This window comes from Streptomyces sp. NPDC003697 (assembly GCF_053587115.1).
This window is the reverse complement of the sequence record NZ_JBSFNN010000046.1, coordinates 30,700-51,491: the sequence shown is the minus strand read 5'-3', so window position 1 is coordinate 51,491 and position 20,792 is coordinate 30,700. Positions and strand designations below refer to the sequence as shown.

The 20,792-nt window shown below is 74.1% G+C and carries 16 protein-coding genes and 1 pseudogene; 5 read left to right on the top strand and 12 right to left on the bottom strand.

Features of this window, described 5'->3' with window-relative positions; translation table 11 throughout:
- The 3 genes from ACWDNY_RS19370 to ACWDNY_RS19360 form a co-directional block, all read right to left on the bottom strand.
- Positions 1-68: DUF5999 family protein (locus ACWDNY_RS19370; RefSeq protein WP_451646993.1), on the bottom strand; the 68-nt coding region annotated here is incomplete at its 3' end.
- Between the two features lie 67 nt (positions 69-135).
- On the bottom strand, positions 136-1,596 hold the full coding sequence (locus ACWDNY_RS19365) for a GNAT family N-acetyltransferase (RefSeq protein ID WP_451646989.1): 1,461 nt from the start codon (positions 1,594-1,596) through the stop codon (positions 136-138).
- Positions 1,597-2,129: 533 nt separating this feature from the next.
- Positions 2,130-2,960: an alpha/beta fold hydrolase gene (locus tag ACWDNY_RS19360; protein WP_451646988.1), complete on the bottom strand. Its 831-nt coding sequence runs from the start codon at positions 2,958-2,960 to the stop codon at positions 2,130-2,132.
- A 154-nt stretch (positions 2,961-3,114) separates the two neighbouring features.
- Here ACWDNY_RS19360 and ACWDNY_RS19355 point away from each other — a divergent pair, with 154 nt between their 5' ends.
- Together ACWDNY_RS19355 and ACWDNY_RS19350 are read left to right on the top strand one after the other, a co-directional pair.
- A complete protein-coding gene (locus tag ACWDNY_RS19355) occupies positions 3,115-3,999 on the top strand; it encodes an RNA polymerase sigma-70 factor (RefSeq protein WP_451646987.1) in 885 nt (294 codons plus the stop codon).
- Between the two features lie 943 nt (positions 4,000-4,942).
- On the top strand, positions 4,943-5,701 hold the full coding sequence (locus ACWDNY_RS19350) for a GntR family transcriptional regulator (protein ID WP_451646986.1): 759 nt from the start codon (positions 4,943-4,945) through the stop codon (positions 5,699-5,701).
- An 86-nt stretch (positions 5,702-5,787) separates the two neighbouring features.
- Here ACWDNY_RS19350 and ACWDNY_RS19345 read toward each other — a convergent pair whose 3' ends face one another.
- Positions 5,788-6,945, bottom strand: coding sequence for an ROK family transcriptional regulator (locus tag ACWDNY_RS19345; RefSeq protein ID WP_451646985.1), 1,158 nt, complete (start codon positions 6,943-6,945; stop codon positions 5,788-5,790).
- 524 nt (positions 6,946-7,469) lie between these two features.
- Here ACWDNY_RS19345 and ACWDNY_RS19340 point away from each other — a divergent pair.
- Positions 7,470-7,916 (top strand): hypothetical protein, encoded by a 447-nt coding sequence (locus ACWDNY_RS19340; protein ID WP_451646984.1) that lies wholly within the window; start codon positions 7,470-7,472, stop codon positions 7,914-7,916.
- On the opposite strand, the gene mug is transcribed toward ACWDNY_RS19340, so the two are convergent.
- The gene (mug, locus tag ACWDNY_RS19335; RefSeq protein ID WP_451646991.1) at positions 7,894-8,469 is read right to left on the bottom strand and encodes a G/U mismatch-specific DNA glycosylase; all 576 of its coding nucleotides are present in this window, start codon (positions 8,467-8,469) and stop codon (positions 7,894-7,896) included. The genes ACWDNY_RS19340 and mug overlap by 23 nt on opposite strands.
- The gene (purB, locus tag ACWDNY_RS19330; RefSeq protein WP_451646983.1) at positions 8,466-9,908 is read right to left on the bottom strand and encodes an adenylosuccinate lyase; all 1,443 of its coding nucleotides are present in this window, start codon (positions 9,906-9,908) and stop codon (positions 8,466-8,468) included. Before purB ends, mug begins: the two co-directional genes overlap by 4 nt.
- Positions 9,909-10,410: 502 nt before the next feature.
- On the opposite strand from purB, the gene ACWDNY_RS19325 reads away from it, so the two are divergent.
- Complete coding sequence (locus tag ACWDNY_RS19325) at positions 10,411-10,848, top strand: TIGR03618 family F420-dependent PPOX class oxidoreductase (protein ID WP_451646982.1); 438 nt, start codon at positions 10,411-10,413, stop codon at positions 10,846-10,848.
- Positions 10,849-10,897: 49 nt separating this feature from the next.
- Positions 10,898-11,821 carry a TIGR03620 family F420-dependent LLM class oxidoreductase gene (locus ACWDNY_RS19320; RefSeq protein WP_451646981.1) on the top strand — a complete coding sequence of 308 codons (924 nt, stop codon included), beginning with the start codon at positions 10,898-10,900 and terminating at the stop codon, positions 11,819-11,821.
- Between the two features lie 182 nt (positions 11,822-12,003).
- Here the strand turns inward: ACWDNY_RS19320 and ACWDNY_RS19315 are convergent, their stop codons facing one another.
- The 6 genes and pseudogenes from ACWDNY_RS19315 to ACWDNY_RS19290 form a co-directional block, all read right to left on the bottom strand.
- Positions 12,004-12,843: an SGNH/GDSL hydrolase family protein gene (locus ACWDNY_RS19315; RefSeq protein ID WP_451646980.1), complete on the bottom strand. Its 840-nt coding sequence runs from the start codon at positions 12,841-12,843 to the stop codon at positions 12,004-12,006.
- Positions 12,844-12,978: 135 nt separating this feature from the next.
- Positions 12,979-13,992, bottom strand: a complete 1,014-nt coding sequence (locus tag ACWDNY_RS19310; protein ID WP_451646979.1) for a hemolysin family protein — start codon at positions 13,990-13,992, stop codon at positions 12,979-12,981.
- Positions 13,989-15,551 carry a hemolysin family protein gene (locus tag ACWDNY_RS19305; protein WP_451646978.1) on the bottom strand — a complete coding sequence of 521 codons (1,563 nt, stop codon included), beginning with the start codon at positions 15,549-15,551 and terminating at the stop codon, positions 13,989-13,991. Before ACWDNY_RS19305 ends, ACWDNY_RS19310 begins: the two co-directional genes overlap by 4 nt.
- Positions 15,552-15,810: 259 nt before the next feature.
- A complete protein-coding gene (locus ACWDNY_RS19300; RefSeq protein WP_451646977.1) occupies positions 15,811-18,378 on the bottom strand; it encodes an FtsX-like permease family protein in 2,568 nt (855 codons plus the stop codon).
- A 295-nt stretch (positions 18,379-18,673) separates the two neighbouring features.
- Positions 18,674-19,441: pseudogene (locus ACWDNY_RS19295) on the bottom strand (ABC transporter ATP-binding protein); the annotation flags it as partial.
- Between the two features lie 607 nt (positions 19,442-20,048).
- Positions 20,049-20,750, bottom strand: a complete 702-nt coding sequence (locus ACWDNY_RS19290; protein WP_451646976.1) for a class I SAM-dependent methyltransferase — start codon at positions 20,748-20,750, stop codon at positions 20,049-20,051.
- Positions 20,751-20,792 lie beyond the last annotated feature (42 nt).

The window sequence follows — 20,792 nt, the reverse complement described above, 5'->3', positions numbered from 1 at the left end:
GCCACGAGACGGGCGGACTCCCGGTCGGCGGAGGCGGCGGAGGGGCACGGCGGCTGGTGCTGGCACATGGGTCGGATCTCTCGCTGTGTGGTCTCGGAAACGGCCGGGACGCCCACCGTGTCCTCGGGGGTCCGCTCACGCTTCCCTGCGCACGCCGGGGCCCCCGTGGTGCGCCTCCCGCCCGCCGTCGTACGGCAGACGCGAGGTCACGGGGGTGGCCTCCAGCCGGGCCGTGATGACGAGGACGCCCTCCTCGATCTGGTAGTCGAGCGGAAGACCGAGGCCGCGCATCGCGGCGACCATGCCGGTGTTCGACGCCTGCGTCACCGCGTACACGCTCTCGCAGCCCGCCTGGACGGCCATCGCCACCAGCCGGCGCAGCAGTTCCGCGCCGATGCCGCGCCGCTGCCACTCGTCCTCGACGAGCAGTGCGACCTCCGTCTCGTCACCGTCCCACAGCAGGTGGCCCAGGCCGACGATCCGCCCCGACGCGGTACGCACCGCCAGCGTCCGTCCGAAACGCGGGCTGAGCAGGTGCCTGAGGTAGCGGTCCGCATCACCGACCGGCCCGTGGTAGCGCATGGCCAGCGTCCGCGACGAGCACCGCTCGTGCATGGCCCTCGCCGCGTCGAGGTCGCCCGTGTCCGCCCGCCGCACGGAGATCGGGTTGCCCGCGGGGAGCGTCAGCACGTCCTGGCTGGGCGGGATGCGCGGCCCGAGCCGCGCGTCCAGTTCGACCAGCGCCCGCGCCCGGGCGAACTCGGTGGGCGTGAACGGCAGGTACGGCCGCTCGACGGTGATCACTCCGCCCTCCGGTGCCCGCAGCCGCATGACCGTGTCCTCGAGCACCCCCTCGACCGGGACCTGCTGCGGGCCGGGGCCGCCGCCCACGGGCTTCGCGGGCAGCGAGCGGATGGTGCACCGGCCGAGCAACTGCCGTAGCACGAGCGGGAGCTCCGCCGCGTCCAGGGCGGTGCGCGCGGCCAGGCCCAGCACCCGTGTGGGCGCGTCGACGAGGTCGTGGGCGTCGGCCCGCTCGATCCACGTGCCGGCGCCCCCGGCCCCCGACACCGACCGGGTGATGTCGGCCGCCTCCACCTCGCCGGGCGCGCGCAGCAGGAACTCGTCCACCGTGCCCGCGGCCAGCGGGTGCGTCTGCAGACTGAGGATGTCGACCTGGTGCGTGGCCAGGGCCGTGCACAGCGCGGCCAGCGATCCGGGCTCGTCCTTCACCGTGGTCCGCACCCGCCACAGGACGCCCGTTCGCGCCATCTCGCCGGGCGGCGCCGGGGACGGAGCGGACGGCCCGGTCCGCCCCCGCTGCCCCGGTAGCGGCCGGGCGCCGGTATCGTCCGCGGGCGGTGCGTGACCGTGGCGTCGTGCCCACCAGGTGTGGAACACCGCCGTCGCGATCAGCGCGACCGCCGAGATCCCCAGCAGGGCCGGACCGTCGGGGCCGTGTCCGACGAGGTTAGCCACCGCGTCGGCCACCGCGACGGCCGTGAACAGGGCGGCGAGTTCGACCACGTCCCGCCGCCAGTGGTGTACCGGGCGTCCGTGCCTGGCCCGGGTCACATCGAAGTTCGTTCGCGTCATGCACCAACTGTGAAGGAACGGTGTTGCGTGATCACGAACGCCTTGTGTCCGACGGGTAAAGGGCGTTCTGTGTCTTTTTGGCGCCCCTCCTCCGGTGAACACGGCGCCGGTGAGGCGGTCCCGGTCGGCCTGCTGCGGCGCATGCGCCGCGCGCGCCGCGTTCCGGGGCCACCGGCCGGGAGGTTCCGCGTCCGTCCGCCGTTCCGCGACATGGGGCGGGTCGCCGCGCGGCGACGAAGACCGGGGATACGCCCGCGACATGGACGGCCGTGGAGCCGGTCACCGGCCGCCCCTCCGGCCCGCGACGACGCGTCCCCGCGGGAAGAGGGCGGGGGCGTGCCGCGCACCAGGGGATGACGCTGGTGCGCGGCAACGAGACAGAGGGTACGGGAGCCGGCGCAGATCCGGCCCGTCCGCGGCGCCTGGAGAAGGGCCCGGCGCCGCCCCCGCGCGCGCCGCCGGGCCGTCAGCTCCTCGCCGGCGCCGCCCCGTCGAGTTCGCCGAAGAGTCGGTGAGCCCCGCGGCGGTGCGGGTCAGCGGCTGCCGTCGAGGATGACGCGGGCGACCAGCGCGGGGTCGTCGTTCATCGGGACGTGTCCGCAGCCCGGCAGCCGGACGAGCCGGGCCCGCGGGATGACCTGCTTGGCCCGGATGCCCTGTCGGCGCAGCAGCAGCCGGTCCCGGGTGCCCCAGGCCACGGTGACGGGTACGCCGACGACGTCGTCGGTGAACTGGACCGTGATCCCCGCCCGGAGCGTCTCCTCGAACCCGGTGGCGTGCGCCAGGGCGAGCGTCTCGGCGACCACGGCCTCCGGTGAACGGCGCGCTGGCCGGGCGTAGATGGTGCTCGTCAGGGCGGTGCGGCCGGCCGCCGTGCGGGACAGCCGCTGCACGAGCGGCAACGGCAGACGCCGTGCGATCCGCCGCATCCCGAGCAGCACGGAGAAGGCGTAGCGCCGCTCGGTCTGCGTCCAGAATCCGGCGGGGGACAAGGCGGTGACGGACCGTGCGATGCCTTCGCGTCCCATCTCCAGGGCCAGCAGGCCGCCGAGGGAGTTGCCCGCCACATGGGGCCGCTCGGCGTCCAGTTCCCGGCACAGCGCGCCGAGTGCGGCGTTCATCGTGGGCAGGTCGTGCCGGAGCCCGCCCGGCAGGGCGGGGGAGGTGCCGAATCCGGGCAGGTCCACGGCGATCACGTCGCGCTCGGCGGCGAGGAGGTGCACCACCGGGTCCCACGCCTGGCGGTGGTGCCCGATGCCGTGCAGCAGGAGCAGCGGCTCGCCGCTGCCCACGCGCGCGTAGGAGAGGGTCACGGTCTGCCGGCCCTGGGCGGAGGGGACCTTGACGGAGACGGTGGCGGACATGGGTGCTCCTCGTCGGGATCGTGACGAACGGCGGGTAGACAGCTTGTCAGCAATCGCTACCGACGGGTAGCCCCCGTGGTGCCGGTTGAGGGACCGCCCGTCCGCTGCGGCGTCGCCTGGACACGGCCGCTGGGACTCCGCTGGGATGGGAGGCGTGACGACCGAAACCGGGACCGACGTCTTCGAAGAGCACCGCCCCGTCCTCATGGGGGTCGCCTACCGCATGCTCGGCCGGGTGGCCGACGCCGAGGACGTGGTCCAGGAGGCCTGGCTGCGCTGGGCCGGCGCCGACCGGAGCGACGTGCGCGAGCCGCGTGGCTTCCTGGTGCGCGTCACCACGCGTCTCGCCATCGACCGGCTCCGTCAGATCAAGGCGCTGGGCGAGGCCTACGTCGGGCCCTGGCTGCCGGAGCCGTTCGTCACCGACTTCGCGGACTCGGTGCCGGACGCCTCGGAACAGGCCGTGCTGGCCGACTCCGTGTCGCTGGCCGTGCTGGTCGTCCTGGAGTCGCTGTCGCCGCTCGAACGCGCGGTGTTCGTCCTGAGGGAGGCGTTCGGTTACCCGTACGCGGACATCGCCGCCATGCTCGACCGGAGCGAGAGCGCGGTGCGTCAGCTGGGAGCACGGGCCCGCCGGCACATCGACGAGGGGCGGCCGCGCTACGAGGTCGACCCGGCCCAGCGGCGCGACCTGACGGAACGGTTCCTGGCCGCCGCCGTGGACGGCGACCTGGAGGGGCTGATGGCGCTGCTGGCGCCGGACGCCCGCCTGGTGGGCGACAGCGGCGGCAAGTCCAAGGCCCCGCTGCGGGTCCTGCGGACCGCCGACAAGGTGGGCCGCTTCCTCGTCGGCGTGGCCGGAAAGGGCATCGCGGACCTGGCCATTCGACTCGTGGAGCTCAACGGGGGTCCTGCCGTGCTGCTCCTGTCCGGTGGCAGGCCGGACACCGTCTTCCAGCTGGACGTGGCGGAGGGGCGGGTCCAGACCGTCTACGTCCTCCGCAACCCGGACAAGTTGGCGCCCTTGGCCGGCATCTGAGTGACGGGTCGACGGAGCGGCGACCGGGGTGACGGCGGGCCTGCGGGCATCCGGCCGGCCCGCCCCGCGCTGGCCGAAGACCCGTCCCGCGCCCGGCCGCCCCCGAACGTCCTCCGCGCCCGACCCGCCGTGCCACGACGGGAAGCTGCCGCGCCCGGAGAGCCTGCAACGGCCGATCCCGCCCCGTGCCGCACGCCGGCGCGACCTCGGCGCCATCCGCGCCCACCGGGTGACCGGTGAGATGACCGGGGGACTGAAGGATGCGGGCATCCCCGCGGCGGTCGGCGGCGCTGCGGGCGGCGAGAGCCGCGTGCCCGACGTGCACACACTGCCCGCCCCCGTCCGTGGCGTCGTCGAGCACGCCTACGGCGCCGCCACGGACGACCTGTTCCCCGCGGCCACGCCCTTCGCCCTGCTCGCGCCGGTGGCGGTGGTCCTCCTGAAGGAGAAGCCGCTCAAGACGACCAGCGGCATGGAGCGGCTCGCCCAGGAGTCGCGCGCCCCGGCGGCCGACGCCACCGCACCGGCGCAGCGGCCGGGGGGCGTCCCCGCCGGCCACGGACAGCGGTCCCGCGGCGCCGGCCGGCTGAGCCCCGGCACCCGAGAGGACACACCGACCCCGAACGGGGCCGCTCGTCACGGACGGCGGGCGGCCCCGTCCGCGTCCCCCGACGTCCGTCGGCCACCCGCCGCGCGACGAGGGCCCTCGTGGTCGCCCGGCACCGGGCGGGGCGGGCGGACGCCGGGCAGCCCCAGGCGGTGCGTGGCCCTAAACGAACGCCACGTGAACGCTGTGCGGACCGCGCGCGGTCCCGGTCCGCGAGGAGGAGGATTGGTCTTGACCAAGGATGAGGGCCGTCCTATGGTCGCAGACAAGTAAAACAACCTTTAATAAACAAGGCGCTGAAAACGCCGCCGGACCACGGCGATCGCGGAGGACAGGGTGGGGACGACGCAGCTGGAATCGGTGCCGGAGCCCAAGTACTGGCACCTGAAGACCGTGCTCAGCGAGGCACTGGACTCGGAGTTCTCGGTCGGCGAGGTCCTGCCCAACGAGCGCGAGCTCGCCGCCCGCTTCGGCGTGGCCCGTGCCACGCTCCGCCAGGCACTGGAGCAGCTCGAACTCGAGGGGAGGCTGCAGCGCCGCCGCGGCGTCGGGACGACCGTCGCCCCGCCGCGCGTCGGCGTCGCCGTCGGCACCGAGCGGGACGCCTGGCCCGGCGCGGCCGGCGACGCCTGGCAGCCGGTGGACTGCGCCCGGACCGTCCCGCCCGCCGCCGTCGCCGCCGCTCTGAACACCGGTGACGAGCCGGTACAGACGGTGCGCCGCTCCCGCGTGAGCCACGGCCAGCCGGTCGCCGCGGAGCTGCTGTACATCCCGGCGTCGTCGGTGCCCGACCTGACGGCCATCGACGCCCCCTCCGGTGCGGCGCGCGCCCGGGCGGTGCTGCGCGAGCTGCAGCGCCTGGAGCTGGCGGGCCAGGACCGTGCCGTCGAGCTCGGCTCGGCCCGCGCCGACGACGCCAGGGAGCTGGACCGGCTGCCCGGTGCGCCCGTCCTCGTCGTCACCACCCGTTTCTTCGCCGAGGGCCGCACCGCGGCGCTCTCCGTGGCCACCTACCGCGCGGACACCTGCCGGCTGACCTTCGGCGACTCGGGCCGCGTGGAGATCCACCACGGCCCCGAGCGCCAGGCATCGTGAGGGCGGCCGGGGAGTACGCCGGCAGCTGACCGGGCCGGCCGGGAACCTTCCGGGCCGGGAACCCTCCGCCCCTGGCCTTCCGTGACTCAGCGGCGGGCCGTGATCGTGCCCTCGACCGCGAACAACTGCTCCTCGACGTGGGCGAGGGCCAGCCGCAAGGCGCCCGTCGCCACGACCGCCTCGCCCAGCCGGGACAGGGCCACCTTCGGCGGCCGCAGGCAGTAACGGTTCAGCTCCCGCCGCAGCGGCTCCAGCACCCCGTCCAGGCCGGTCGCCCAGCCGCCGATCACGACGAGTTCCGGGTCGAGGGCCAGCACGAGCGCCGCCACGTCGTGGACCAGCCGCCGGATGAAGCGGTCCACGGCCGCGCGGGCCCGCCCGTCACCCTCACGGGCCAGTGCGAAGACCTCGGCCACGGCCTGCTCGTCCAGCGGGTGCAGCGGGCGGCCGGTGGTCGACAGCAGCGTCTCGGGGGTGGCCTCCCGGCCCAGCAGGTGCAGCGCGCCGATCTCACCGGCGGCTCCGCCGTACCCGCGGTGCAGCCGTCCGCCGATGAGTGATCCGGCTCCCGGGCTCAGTCCGGCCAGCACGAAGACCACGTCGTCGGACTCGGTGGCGGCGCCCTTCCAGTGCTCGGCGACCACGGCGGCGTTGGCGTCGTTCTCGACCAGGACGGGGCACCTGAACGAACGGCTCAGCCGCTCTCCCAGGTGCAGGCCGGTCCAGTCCGGCAGCGCGGTGCCCAGCCGGACGACACCGTCGGCCTCCACGATGCCGGGCGTGCCCACCCCGACGGCCCGCAGCGAACTGCGCGGTACGCCGGCCCGGCGCAGCAGCTCCGCCACCGCGCCGCGCAGCCGCTCCAGACGCTCGTCGGCGCCCGCCGTCTCGTCCACGTCCCTGACCTGGGCGCCGAGCACGCGCCCGTCGAGGTCGGCCAGCAGCGCGGCGACGCGGTGCGCGCCGATCTCCAGCCCGAGCAGATGCCCGGCCTCGGCCCGGAACCGGAACCGCCGCGCGGGTCGTCCCTGACGCCGGGCGGCCCCCTCCTCGGCGGCCTTCTCGACGACGAGACCGGCCTCGATGAGTCCCTCGACGACGCCCTCGACCGTCGGCCGGGACAGCCCGGTCACCCGGGTGATCTCCGTGAGCGTCGCGCAGTCCGTGGCACGCAACGCGTGCAGCACCACCGCGGAGTTGATCCGCCGCAGCAGCGAGGGATCCCCGCCGGTCAGCCGCCCCACCGTCCGTCCTCCCAGCTCGTGCGCGTGTGGGGCGGATCGTACTCGGCGCCGTCCGTGGCAGCGAGGCCCGGGCACATCCCGCCCGGCCACCGGGGCCACGGGCGTCTTGCGACGGACCGAGCGCACCACCGCGCGGGCGCGGCCGTGTGCGGACCGAGGGGGACGTGCCGGGGGTGCCCGCACGCAGCGGCCGGCGCGTCGACGCCGGTGAGCCGGTGAGCGGCGGCCCACGCGGCGGTCCGGGGACGGGCGCCCCCGGCGAGGCCCCGCCCCACCCACGACCGCCCACGCCCGGCGCCCCGACCGAGGGGCCGTCACCCACGATCGCCCACGCCCGGCGCCGATCAGAGGGACCGTCAACCAGCATGTGCTCACCGGCCGGTCACCCGGAGCGTCCCCGCCTGCCCCCGCACGCCGAGGCGCCCGACGGCCCGCACCCGCTGCGCACACGTCCCGAGTCCGCCGAACCCGCCGGACGACTGACGCCCCGCCAGTTGTCAGTGGCGACCGGTTTACTGGACCACATGGACATCGCCGAGTATCTCGCCGTGATCGAGCGGCTGTGCGCGCGGGACTTCCCGGTCGCGCAGGGCCGGTCCGATCTGGGGTCGGCCGGACCCGGCTACTTCATAGCCGAGTTGGCGACGCGGCACGGCCGGGGGGCCGACGAGGCCGCACCGTGCGGACAGGCCGTGGAGGACGCGCACGCCCTGAAGGAGGCCGTCTCCCAGGTGCTGGACGTCCGGCGCGGACGGCACCAGCCGCCCTGGAGCATGCTGACCCTGCGTGTGCGGGCCGAGCGCGGCGAGGAGATACCCGAGCCGTGGTCCACGGTGAGCGTACGGACGGACGAGGTCGACCTGTGGGAACCGGACGCCTCCGGACGCTGGGTCGGAGTCGGGGTGGCCGACCGGGACGAGGACGACGGGATACAGCTCCTGGCCGTCGTCACCGAGACGGATCCGCCGTGACCCGGGGCGTTCCCTCCGCAGTCTCCCTCAGCCGCGCGAACTCGTGCGCCATGGTCTCCGCGGTCCAGTGCGCGTTCAGCCCGCTCGGGTTGGGCAGCACCCACACGCGCGTGTCGCCGAACGTCCGGTCCTGGGGCCCCACCTGTGCCCTGCGGTCGTCGAAGGCGGCCCGGTAGGCGGTCACGCCCACTACGGCCAGCCATCGCGGCCGCAGTCCGGCCACCTTCCGCGCCAGCAGACGCCCGCCCTCGCGGTACTCCTCCGCTGACAGCTCGTCGGCCCGGGCCGTCGGCCGTGCCACGACGTTCGTGATGCCGAGGCCGTACGACAGCAACTCCGCCTGCTCGGACGGCTTCAGCAGCCTCGGCGTGAAGCCGGAGCGGTGCAGCACCGGCCAGAACCGGTTACCGGGCCGGGCGAAGTGGTGGCCGGTCGCCGCCGTCATCAGACCGGGATTGATACCGCAGAACAGCACCTTGAGGCCGTCCGCGACCACGTCCGGGACGAGACGGTCGCGGGCGGCCTCGAGGTCCGCCGGTGTGAAGCGGGTCAGAGGATCGCCCCCGGGGTGTAGCCGGCCGCCGCCGGGTGCTGCTTGACGATCTCCTCGACACGGCCGACGACCGCGGCGACCTGGTCGGCCGCCGCGCCGGTGAAGGACAGCTTGTCCGCCATCAGCTCGTCCAGCTGCGCGCGGTCCAGCGGCAGGCGCTCGTCGGCGGCGAGCTTGTCCAGCAGGTCGTTGCGCTCGGCGCCCTGCTCGCGCATCGCGAGAGCCGTGGCGACGGCGTTCTCCTTGATCGCCTCGTGGGCGACCTCCCGGCCGACACCGGCCCGCACGGCGCCCATCAGGACCTTGGTGGTCGCGAGGAACGGCAGGTAGCGGTCCAGCTCGCGGGCGACCACGGCCGGGAACGCGCCGAATTCGTCGAGCACCGTCAGGAACGTCTCCAGCAGCCCGTCCAGCGCGAAGAACGCGTCCGGCAGCGCGACGCGGCGCACCACGGAGCAGGAGACGTCGCCCTCGTTCCACTGGTCGCCCGCCAGCTCGCCGGTCATCGAGGCGTAGCCGCGCAGGATCACCATCAGGCCGTTGACGCGCTCACAGGATCGGGTGTTCATCTTGTGCGGCATCGCGGAGGAGCCGACCTGGCCCGGCTTGAAGCCCTCGGTCACCAGCTCGTGCCCGGCCATCAGCCGGATCGTCTTCGCCAGGGAGGACGGGGCGGCCGCCAGCTGCACCAGCGCGGTGACGACCTCGTAGTCCAGGGACCGCGGGTAGACCTGCCCGACGGACGTGAACGCCTGCGAGAAGCCGAGGTGCCCGGCGATACGGCGCTCCAGCTCGGCCAGCTTCGCGGCGTCACCGCCCAGCAGGTCCAGCATGTCCTGCGCGGTGCCCACCGGGCCCTTGATGCCGCGCAGCGGGTAGCGGCCCAGCAGCTCCTCGACGCGGCCGTACGCCACGAGCAGTTCGTCGGCGGCGGTGGCGAATCGCTTGCCCAGGGTGGTGGCCTGCGCGGCGACGTTGTGGGAGCGGCCGGCCATGACCAGCTCGCCGTACTCGCCGGCCAGCTTCCCGAGGCGCGCCAGGACGGCCACCGTGCGGTCGCGCACGAGTTCCAGCGAGAGCCGGATCTGCAGCTGCTCCACGTTCTCCGTCAGGTCACGGGAGGTCATGCCCTTGTGCACGTGCTGGTGCCCGGCGAGGTCGTTGAACTCCTCGATCCGCGCCTTGACGTCGTGCCGGGTGACCTTCTCGCGCTCCGCGACGGAAACGAGGTCGACCTGGTCGAGCACGCGCTCGTAGTCGGCGATCGCCTCCTCCGGGACCTCGATGCCGAGGTCCCGCTGGGCCCGCAGCACGGCGAGCCAGAGCTGGCGCTCCAGCTTCACCTTCTGCTCGGGGGACCAGAGCGTGGCGAGCTCGGTGGAGGCGTAGCGTCCGGCGAGGACGTTCGGGATACGGGGCTTGGCGGGCGCAGAAGTCACGTGTACGGATTCTACTGGCGGTTCGTGCAGGTCGGCGCCATGGGGGTGTTCGTCGGATCCTACGAGGGGGCTGGTCGTGTCACGGCACCGGGTCGAGGGCTCCTCCCAGGGCAGCAGCTCGGGCCGCTCGGCGGGACGGCCGTCGCCGGACGGTGTGACACCCGCCTAGGTCCCCCTGCACGTAGGGTAGGCGGTGGGTGCGGCAAGGGGGGCGGCGCAATCCGAGCACTGAGGGAGCACCACCCCGATGGCGGTCAAGCCTCTCATCGGCACGATTCCCACCATTTGGTGGTGCCGTTCCCCGGGTCGGCGCGCAACTCGAACGGCTGAGTCGCCGACTCGCGCCCGCGACGCGCTCCTCGCCGGGGCCGGCGCCGAGCGGCGGCCGTGTACGACGACGCCGGCACGAGCCTGAACCGGGGCGGCGGGCTGACACCGCGGTTGTGACCTGTGCGGACGGGAGCCATCGTGGAAACACCCGGTCCGCGGAGAAAGGCAACCGATGACCGATCTCAAGGACGTGGCCCGGATCGCCGCCGCCGATCACAACCTGGCGAGCGTGGCCACCACCCGTGCCGACGGCTCGATCCAGGCGTCGGTGGTCAATGCCGGGATCATCGACCATCCCGTGACCGACGAACCGGTGGTCGCCTTCGTCACCTACGGCCCCACCAAACTCGCCCACCTGCGGGCACGACCGCGTACCGCCCTCACCTTCCGCGCCGGGTGGAACTGGGCCACCGTCGAGGGCCGGGCCGAGATCGCGGGCCCCGACGACCCATACGACGGCATCGACGGCGAGCGCCTGCGGCTGCTGCTGCGTGAGATCTTCACCGCCGCGGGCGGCACCCACGACGACTGGGGGGCCTATGACCGCGCGATGGCCGAAGAGCGCCGTGCCGCCGTCTTCGTCCACCCCGAGCGTGTGTATGGCAACTGACACCGGGGGCCACCGACAGGACAGATCGAGCACACGGAGGAGCACTGGCATGGCTGAACGCCCCGCACCCGCGCCCGTGGACCGGCCCGCCCTCAAACGGCGCCTGGGCCGCACGGGCGTATGGCTCGCCTCGCTGTCCACGGCGGCGGCGGACGAGGAGCGGCGCGCCGCCGCCGCGATCGAGGACCTCGGCTACCGGACCCTGTGGTTCGTGGAGTTCCCCAACGGAAAGGAGTCGCTGACCCATGCGGCGCTCCTGCTCTCCGCAAGCCGGCAGATGATGATCGCAACCGGCATCACCAACATCTATGGCCGTGACGCCACCGCCGCGGCCAACGGCGCCAACACACTCGCCGAGGCATGGCAGAGCCGTTTCGTGTTGGGCCTCGGTGTCAGCCACAGCCCGTTGGTGACCAGCCGCGGACACGACTACAGCAAGCCGGTGGCCACCATGCGGGCCTACCTCGACGCCATGGACGCCACGCCCTACGACGCTCCGTTGCCCGAGCAGGTGCCGCGTGTGCTCGCGGCGCTGCGCACCAACATGCTGAAGCTCGCCGCCACGCGGGCCCAGGGCGCCCACACCTACTTCGTCACGCCCGAACACACCCGCAGGGCCCGGGAGACCCTGGGCCCCGATCCCCTCCTCGCCCCCGAGCAGGCCGTGGTGGTCGACACCGACCCCGAGCGGGCCCGGGCCACCGCCCGCGCGTACGCGTCCTTGTATCTCACCCTGCCCAACTATCTGAACAACCTGCGCGAGCTGGGCTTCTCGGACTCCGACTTCAAGAACGGAGGCAGCGACGAGCTCATCGACGCGGTCGTCCCCTGGGGCGACCCGGAGAAGCTGGGTGAGCACATCCGGGCGCACTACGCGGCCGGCGCCGACCACGTCTGCGTACAACCCCTCGCGCGGACACTCGACCAGCAGCTGGAGGACCTGCGCCGGCTGGCCCCGGTCCTCCTGGTCTGACGAGCCGCCGCCAGCGCCCGCCTTCTTCACCGGCGAGGGGAACTCCTCTCCCGCACGCCGTGCCCGCTCTGATCGAGCGGGACGACCTCAGCCGACGCTGCCCTGACGGCCCGGCGCCACCGGCCCACACCTCCAGAACGACTTGTGATCGACCTGCAAGTCGTGACGTGTGGGGCTCCGGGTCAGGGCATCACCCGTCGCCAGCCCGGCACAGGGCCGGGGTTTGTGTGGTCTGCAGGGGTGACCCAGAAGGCTTCGCCCAGCTCAGCGCTCACCTGGGCGCCTGTCCGGCCGTCCCCGGACGACCGCCCGGTCAGCCGGCGGCCTATCCACGGCAGCAGGTGCTGCCGGGTGAAGCGGACGTCTGCGACCCGCCGCGCGACCCAGCCGGGCGGGGCGGCCCGCGGCATCGGCGTGTGCCACTGAGGGTCCTCGGCCTCGTAGCCCAGCCCCTGCCACACCGCCTCCGCGACCCGGCGGTGGCCCTCGGCCGTCAGATGCAGCCGGTCCACGTCCCACAGCCGCGGGTCGGCGAGCGAGGGCGCCCCGTACAGGTCCACGACCAGGGCCCCGTGCCGGGCGGCCAGCTCGTCGACGCAGGCGAACAGCTCCTCCATGCGCGGCCGGAAACGCTCCAGCACGGGGCCCTGCCGGCCGGGGCTGCGCATCAGGACGAGCTGCTTGCACGCGGGCGCCAGCCGCTCCACGGCCTCCGCCAGCAGCCCCCGTACCCGGCCCATGTCGCACTTGGGCCGCAGCGTGTCGTTGAGGCCGCCCACCAGCGTGATGACGTCGGCCCCCATGGCCGCCGCCACGTCCACCTGCTCCTCGACGATCTGGCCGATGAGCTTGCCGCGGACGGCGAGGTTGGCATAGCGGAAGCCGGGGCTGTGGACGGCCATCCGCGCTGCGAGGAGGTCGGCCCAGCCCCGGTAGGAGCCGTCCGGCAGCAGGTCCGACATGCCTTCGGTGAAGGAGTCGCCGACCGCGACCAGGCTGGTGTACCGGGGATTCGTCTGCATGGCGTGAGCGATGGTATCCCGTGGGCACGCCGGCATACCAAGCGGTCGGTCCCTCGGCATGCAGGGGCGCCCGCCACCGCCCGCGGCCGGTCCGCCTCCGGTCGCCGGCGGCGGACCGGCCATGGCGCGCGGTGCTCAGGCGGGCTGCCCGAACAGCTCCCGCAGCACGTCCTCCATGGTCACCAGCCCCGCGAGCCGCCCGTCCGCGCCCAGCACGGCCGCTAGATGGGTGCGGCTGCCCCGCATCGCGGTGAGCACGTCGTCCAGCGGCGTGGTCTCGCGGACCCGGGCGATGGGCCGCATGTCGCGCAGCCGGAACGGCACGGTGCGCGGCGAGGCGTCCAGCGCGTCCTTCACATGCAGGTAGCCGATGATCCGGCGCCCCTCGTCGACCACGGGGAAGCGGGAGAAACCGCACTGCGCCGACAGCCGCTCGAGCTGCTCCGGCGTCACCCCGAGCTGCGCGTAGACGACGCGCTCCAGCGGGAGCACGACGTCGCGCACCGGCCGGCTGCCCAGCTCCAGCGCGTCGTGCAGCCGCTCCTGCGCCCGGTCGTCGATCAGTCCCGCCTCGCTGGCGTCCTTGACGATGTCCGCCAGCTCGGCGTCCGTGAAGGTCGCCGAGACCTCGTCTCTGGCCTCCACCCGCAGCAGTTTCAGCAGGGCGTTCGCGAAGGCGTTGACCATGAAGATGACCGGACGCAGCGCCCGGGACAGCGCGACCAGGGGAGGGCCGAGCAGCAGGGCGCTGCGCACCGGCTCCGCCAGGGCCACGTTCTTCGGCACCATCTCGCCGAGCAGCATGTGGAGGTACGTCGCCAGGCCCAGCGCGATGACGAACGACACCGCGTGCCCGGCGCCGGCCGGCACGCCGACCGCATGGAACACCGGTTCCAGCAGGTGCGCGATGGCGGGCTCGGCGACCACACCGAGGACCAGCGTGCACAGGGTGATGCCGAGCTGCGCCGTGGCGAGCAGCGCGGACACGTGCTCCAGGCCCCACAGCACGCTCTTCGCCCGCCGGTCACCCGCCTCGGCGTGCGGCTCGACCTGGCTGCGGCGGACCGAGATCAGGGCGAACTCGGCGCCCACGAAGAAGGCGTTGACGACCAGGCTCGCCAGGCCGATCAGTATCTGTACGACGGTCACCGGCCGTCCCCCCTGGTGTCGTCGGCGTGGTCGCTCCGCGTGTCCGTCGAGCCGTGCGCAGTCCGTTCGAGCGGTGCGCGGCCGTCGCGCTCCTCACTGCGGGCGGGATGTCCCTCGCCCGGTGCGGCGTGCCCCTCACTCCGTGCACCGTCCCGCTCGCCGCCCGCGCCGCGGTCGTGCCCCGCGTCGCCGTCGCGCGCGTCGCGCCCCGTGCCCCGCGCGCCGTCCCGTTCCGGCGGCACCGGCCCTTCGTCGTCGAGCGGGGCGTGCAGGATCACGCGCGAGGCCCGGCGCCCGCTCGCGTCGGCCACGTCCAGCCGCCAGCCGGCGACCTCCAGCGTGTCGCCGGCCCGGGGGATCCGGCCGAGCCCTGCGGCCACGAGTCCGGCGAGGGTCTCGTACGGCCCCTCCGGCGCCCGCAGGCCGATGCGCGCGAGATGGTCGATCCGGGCCGAGCCGTCGGCCGAGTACAGGGCACGGCCCGCCTCGTCGGCTCCGGCCGGGGCGATGTCGGGTGTCTCGTGCGGGTCGTGCTCGTCCCGTACCTCGCCGACGACCTCCTCGACGATGTCCTCCAGCGTCACGACGCCCGCCGTGCCGCCGTACTCGTCGATGACCACCGCCATCGTCCGCTTGCCGCTCAGGCGGTCCAGCAGCCGGTCGACGGTCAGCGACTCGGGGACGAGCAGGGGCGCGCGCATGATCTCGGCGACGGACACGCGAGGGCGCCGCTCGGCGGGCACCGCGAGCACGTCCTTGATGTGGGCGGTCCCGACGACCGTGTCGAGGCTGCCGCGGAAGACGGGGAAGCGCGACAGCCCGGTCGCCCGGGTCGCGTTCGCCACGTCCTCACAGGTGGCCTGGGCGTCGAGGGCGACGACCTGGACGCGCGGCGTCATGACGTTCTCCGCCGTGAGGTCGGCGAGGTTGAGCGTCCGCACGAACAGTTCCGCGGTGTCCGGCTCCAGGGCGCCCTTCTTGGCGGAGTGCCGGGCGAGGGCCGCCAGTTCCTGCGGGCCGCGCGCCGAGGCCAGCTCCTCCGCGGGCTCCACGCCCAGGCGGCGCACCAGGCGGTTCGCCGTGCCGTTCAGATGGGCGATGAAGGGGCGGAAGGCGGCGCTGAACCAGCGCTGCGGGGTGGCCACCCGTTTGGCCACCTCAAGGGGTGAGGAGATCGCCCAGTTCTTGGGCACCAGCTCGCCGACGACCATCAGGAACACCGTGGACAGGGCCGTACCCAGCACCAGGGCCACCGAGGCCGCCGCGGACTCCGGGATGCCGAGGGCCGTGAGCGGTCCCCTGATCAGCGCGGCGATCGACGGCTCGGCGAGCATGCCGACCACCAGGTTGGTGACGGTGATGCCGAGCTGCGCCCCGGAAAGCTGGAACGTCAGATTCCGTACCGCCTTGAGGGCACCCGCGGCGCCGCGCTCACCTCGTTCGGCCGCTCGTTCCAGCGCGCCGCGCTCCACGGTGGTCAGCGAGAACTCGGCTGCGACGAAGACGCCGCAGGCGACGGACAGCAGGACCGCCACCAGCAGCAGCAGGACTTCGGTCATCGGGTCACCCCCCTTCCATGGTCGCGCGGAGAAACGGGTATCGCGCGGTGCCGCGCACCGGGAGGTTCGCCCATGGGCGGACGCTCACAACCTTTCATGGAGACCGAGTGTCCTCCCAGGGTAAAGGACCGGCAAAGAAGCCGAGCGTCCATCCCGGTAGAGTCCGACCCGGCCCCGCCGGTGCCCCTCGGGCCGTCGAACCCCGGTCCCCGCGGTCAGCGCGCCGGCCGGTCCGCCCACTGGCCGCGCAGCGCCCCGCTCACTCGTGCGCGATCGCCGCCAGCACGTTCATGCGCGAGGCACGCAGCGCGGGCAGGAGGGCCGCCACGATTCCCACGACCACCGAGCCGACCACCACCGAGACGACCGTGCTCCAGGGGATCGCGAGCGCCGTCATGCCCTGCAGGGCCAGCACCCGCTGCATGCACACACCCCACACCAGTCCCAGCGCCAGCCCCAGCACCGCGCCGAAGACCGCGATCACGACCGACTCCAGCCGGATCATCCGGCGCAGCTGCCGCCGCGCGAGCCCGATGGCCCGCAGCAGTCCGATCTCCCGCGTCCGCTCCACCACCGACAGGGCGAGTGTGTTGACGACTCCGAGCACCGCGATCACGATGGCCAGCCCGAGCAGGGCGTAGACGAGGTAGAGCAGCACCGCGATCTGGTCGTGCACCAGCTTCTTGTAGTCGGCCTGGTTGCGCACCTCCATCTGCGGGTACGGCGTGAGGCTCCGCTCCAGCGCCGAGCGCAGCCGGTCGGGGGCCGTGCCGGGGGTCCCGTTCACATACAGCGCCGAGTCCGGCGTGCCGGGCACGTACCGCTCGACGGTCGCGATGCCGAAGTACAGGCCGCCCTCCACGCCGAAGCCCTCGGCGGCGTCCTGGTCGGTGAGAGCGCCCACCGTCAGCTGCGCGCGGCGCCTGTTCTGGAACTCGACCGGCAGCACACTGCCCGGCCGGACGCGGTGCTGCCGGGCGAAGTCGACGTCCATGGCGATGTGCCCGTCGGCCAGGGCGGCGGCGGTGTCGCCCGCCGCGTAGTTGATGTGGGCGACGTCGTCGAGTTCCCGGTCGTACCCGGCCGCGGTCGTCTGCACGCGCTTGCCGTCCGGCAGCCGTACCGCCACCGCCGCGAACCGCTGCCGCACTGCCAGGGCGGCGCCCGGCGTCCGGCGCACCACGTCCGTCATCTCCTGCGAGAACGGCTGGTAGCCACGGCTCTGCACGACGAAGTCGGCGCCGAGTGTCGTGTCGATCTGGTGGTCCAGGGAGCGGGTGATGGACGCGCTCGCCACCGACAACCCGCCCACCAGTGCCAGCCCCACCATGAGCGCCGCCGCGGTGGCTCCCGTCCGGCGCGGATTGCGCAGCGCGTTGCGCTGGCTCATCCGGCCGATCGGCCCGAACACCGCCGGGAAGGCACCGCCGAGCACCCGGATGACCGGACGCACCAGCAGCGGGCCCGCGACCACGGTGGCGATCAGCGTCAGGGCGACCCCGAGTCCGAGGAGGGAGGCGGCGGTGGCCGTCCTGGTCGCCCAGGCGCAGCCGCCCAGCGCGGCCAGACCGGCCGCGCCGACCGCGGAGCCCACGACGGCCCGCGCCCTCAGGGGCCGTCCCACGCCGGCGACCTCGGCATCCGCCAGGGCCGCCATCGGGGACACCGCGGCGGCCCGTCGGGCGGGCAGATAGGCCGCCACGAAGGTGACGCCGATGCCGACGGCGTACGCGGCGACCGGAGTCGGCCACTTGATGTTCATCTCGGTGGTCTTCAGGTTCATGCCGAACGCGCTCAAGATCCGGATCAGTCCGGCGGCGAGCCCGACCCCGGCCGCCAGGCCCAGGGTGGAACCGACCAGGCCGAGCAGCACCGCCTCGGTCAGCACCGACCGCCGCACCTGCCGCCGGTCGGCGCCCAGGGCGCGCAGCAGCCCCAGCTCACGAGTGCGCTGGGCGATCAGCATCGAGAAGGTGTTGACGATCAGGAAGATGCCGACGAGCACCGCGACACCGGCGAAGCCGACCATCACGTACTTGATGACGTCGAGGAAGCTGCCGAGGTCGGCGGCGGCCGACTTGGCCTGCTCGCCCGCCGTGCGCACGTCGTAGGCGTTTGTGCCCACCGCCTGGCCGACGCGGCGCTTCAGCCCGGTGTCCGTGACTCCCTTCGCCGCGTCGACCGCGATGCCGGTGGCCCGCTCCGTGGAACCGAGCAGCCGGGTCTGTGCGGTGGCGGTGTCGAGGTACAACAGGGCCGAGCCCGGGTTGGTGGTGGTGAAGGTGGCGATGCCGACGACCCGCACCCGGAACGAGCCCGGCTGCGCCCGCACCGTGAGCCTGTCACCGATGCGCACCTTCGCGTGCCGGGCCGTGTCGGCGTCCAGGACGGCCTCGCCGCCGCCGCGCGGTGTGCGGCCCGAGGTCAGTTCCACCGGACTGCGGTCGGTGCCCTGCCAGTTCCGGGCGATGGTCGGGGCTCCCGTGGTCGGGCCCACGGGCTGGTTCCGGCGGTCGACCACCACGACGTTCGGGACGGACACGACCAGCCGGACGGCCGCGGCTCCGGGCACCCGCGCCACGCGGCCGGCGAGTGAGGCGGGCACCGTCTGGACCACCCCCGTGGGCACGGAGGACCGCAGACCCCGCAGCGGCTGGACGGTGACGTCGGCCGACGTGGTGGCGAAGAGCCGGTTGAACGTGCGGCCGACGGTGTCGGAGAAGATCAGGCTGCCCGCGACGAAGGCCACGGACAGCACGACGGCCAGCGCCGACAGCAGCAGCCGCCCCTTGTGGGCGAGGAAGCTGCGCAGGGTCGCCTTGAGCACGGGATCAGCTCTCCTCGGGAGCGGCGCCCCGCCCGTCCACGGGGAAGAAACGATCCCTTTCGGGGCGGCGGAGACGGTTCCCGCCGCGGGCGGCGTCCCCGTGCGGGGCCGAGGCGCCGCTCCCCTCGCGGGCGGAGGCGGTCCCGCCGGCACCCGAGGAGACGGCGCCCCCGTCCGCCGGGGCCATGTCCCCGCCGTGCGGGGAGACGGCGTCCGCCCGGCGGGAGGAAGGGGCGGTCCCGCCGGCCGAGGGGACGCCGGCCCCGCGGCCGGGGGACACCACCGTCCCGTCCACGCGGCTCGCGTCAAACCGCTTCATGCGTTCCAGCACCGCCTCGGCGGTCGGCCGCTCCGTGCGGTCCACGATCCGCCCGTCCGCCAGGAACAGCACCAGGTCCGAGTGGGCCGCGGCACTCGGGTCGTGGGTGACCATGACCACCGTCTGCCCGAGGTCGTCGACGGCCTCACGGAGGAAGCCGAGCACCTCAAGGCCCGAGCGCGAGTCGAGATTGCCGGTCGGCTCGTCCGCGAAGATCAGCTCGGGCCGGGAGGCGAGCGCCCGCGCGCAGGCGACGCGCTGCTGCTGCCCGCCGGAGAGCTGGGACGGCAGATGCCTGAGCCGGTCCCTCAGGCGGAGGGTGTCGACGACCTGGTTCAGCCACGCCTCGTCGGGTTGCCTGCCCGCGATGTCCATCGGCAGGGTGATGTTCTCGAGCGCGTTGAGCGTCGGGACGAGATTGAACGACTGGAACATGAAACCGATCCGGTCCCGCCGCAGCCGGGTCAGCTCGCGCTCCTTGAGTGCCGTGATCTCCGTGTCGCCGAGCCAGACCCGCCCCGCCGAGACGGTGTCGAGTCCGGCCAGACAGTGCATGAGGGTGGACTTGCCGGAACCCGAGGGGCCCATCACGGCGGTGAACCGGCCGCGGGCGATGTCCACGTCCACCGCGTCCAGCGCGAGCACCGCGGTCTCGCCCGAGCCGTACGCCTTGGTGAGGCCGCGGGCGCGAGCCGCGACGCCGCCGGCCGGCACCGGGCCCGGTGCCGCAGCAGGTGTCGACAAGAGGGCCTCCCTGTGGTCTTCATCCGCAACGTCCCGATTTCCCTCGTCCCAGGATGAACCCAGTGTGGCCCGCCGCACACCAGGTATCCCCCCATTGGGCCGAGGCGGACTCCGTGGCGGTGCGGAGGCACACCCGCGGGCTGCGGAAAGCCCGCCCACCGGTCCGGGCGGCGTCCGGCCGGTGTCCGCGGCCGGTGACAGGCCCGCCGACGGCCTGCCGGCCGGGCCTGTCAGGCGTCAGCGCCCTGCGACAGCCGGTCGCTCCGCCGCCGCCCGGCCCGCCCGGCCCGGGCGCTCTGCGGGCGGGTCGGGCGGGCAGGTGCCCGGACGGGTTCCGCAGACCGGGGGCGGCGCGCGTCCGCGCAGGGCGTCGCTGGGGAGCCGGAAACGGGAAGCCGGGGGCGAGGCGTCATGCGGCAGGCGCTCAGCGCCGGTCGTCGGTCGCCGGAACTCGGAGCCGGGAGCCGGGGGAGCCGGAGCCGGTGAGGCCGTGAGTTGGGTGAGCCCGTTGGCCGCGCGCCGGGGGCGCGCTGGCTGCCGGGGTGTCGCGGCGCACCCCGGCCGCCGGTGATCAGCAGGCCGCAGGGGTGCCGGATCCGGCTGGTGATCAGTCGGCCGTGACGTGATCGCCGGTCGCCGGCGTCCAGGCCGTGCCGAGCACGCAGTAGGACGTGGGCAGCTTCGGCCCCTTCTCCGGGAGCAGCAGCCGCCGGTACGGGCCGAGCCGGAAGCCGGCGTCCCGCAGGCCCGCGACTGGATCGCGGGCCAGATGGCAGCCGCCGGCCAGGGGCGGCCACACCGTGCGGTCCAGGGCACGCTGGGTGAGCGTCATCGCCCGGCCGCCGCCCCTGCCGTGCTCGAAGTACCGCACCTCGCCGCCCGGCCGCAGCACGCGCCGCACCTCGGTGAGGGTGCGCGCCACGTCGCGTACGCTGCACAGCACCAGCGCGAGCACCGCCGCGTCGAAGGCCTCGCTCTTGACCGGCAGCGCCTCCGCCACGCCGGGCGCCACGTCCACCGGTACCTCGCAGCGCAGCGCCGCCTCCACGGCCCGCTGCCGCAGCAGTCGCTCCGGTTCGATCGCGACGACCTCCGAGACCGTGCCCGGGTAGTGCGCGAAGTTCAGGCCGTTGCCCGCGCCGATCTCGATGACCCGTCCGGTCAGCCCGGCGAGCAGCCTCTCGCGGATCCCCGCCATCCCGAGCCCGGTCTCCGCGCGCACGCTGACCCGCGCGTAGTACCGCGCGAACAGGGGATGGTGGACGGGACCGCGTGCCGCACTGCCGGAGCCGGCGGACCGAAACGGCATGGCGACCTCCCGGGCGGAACGGGACCTATGGCAATGCTGCCC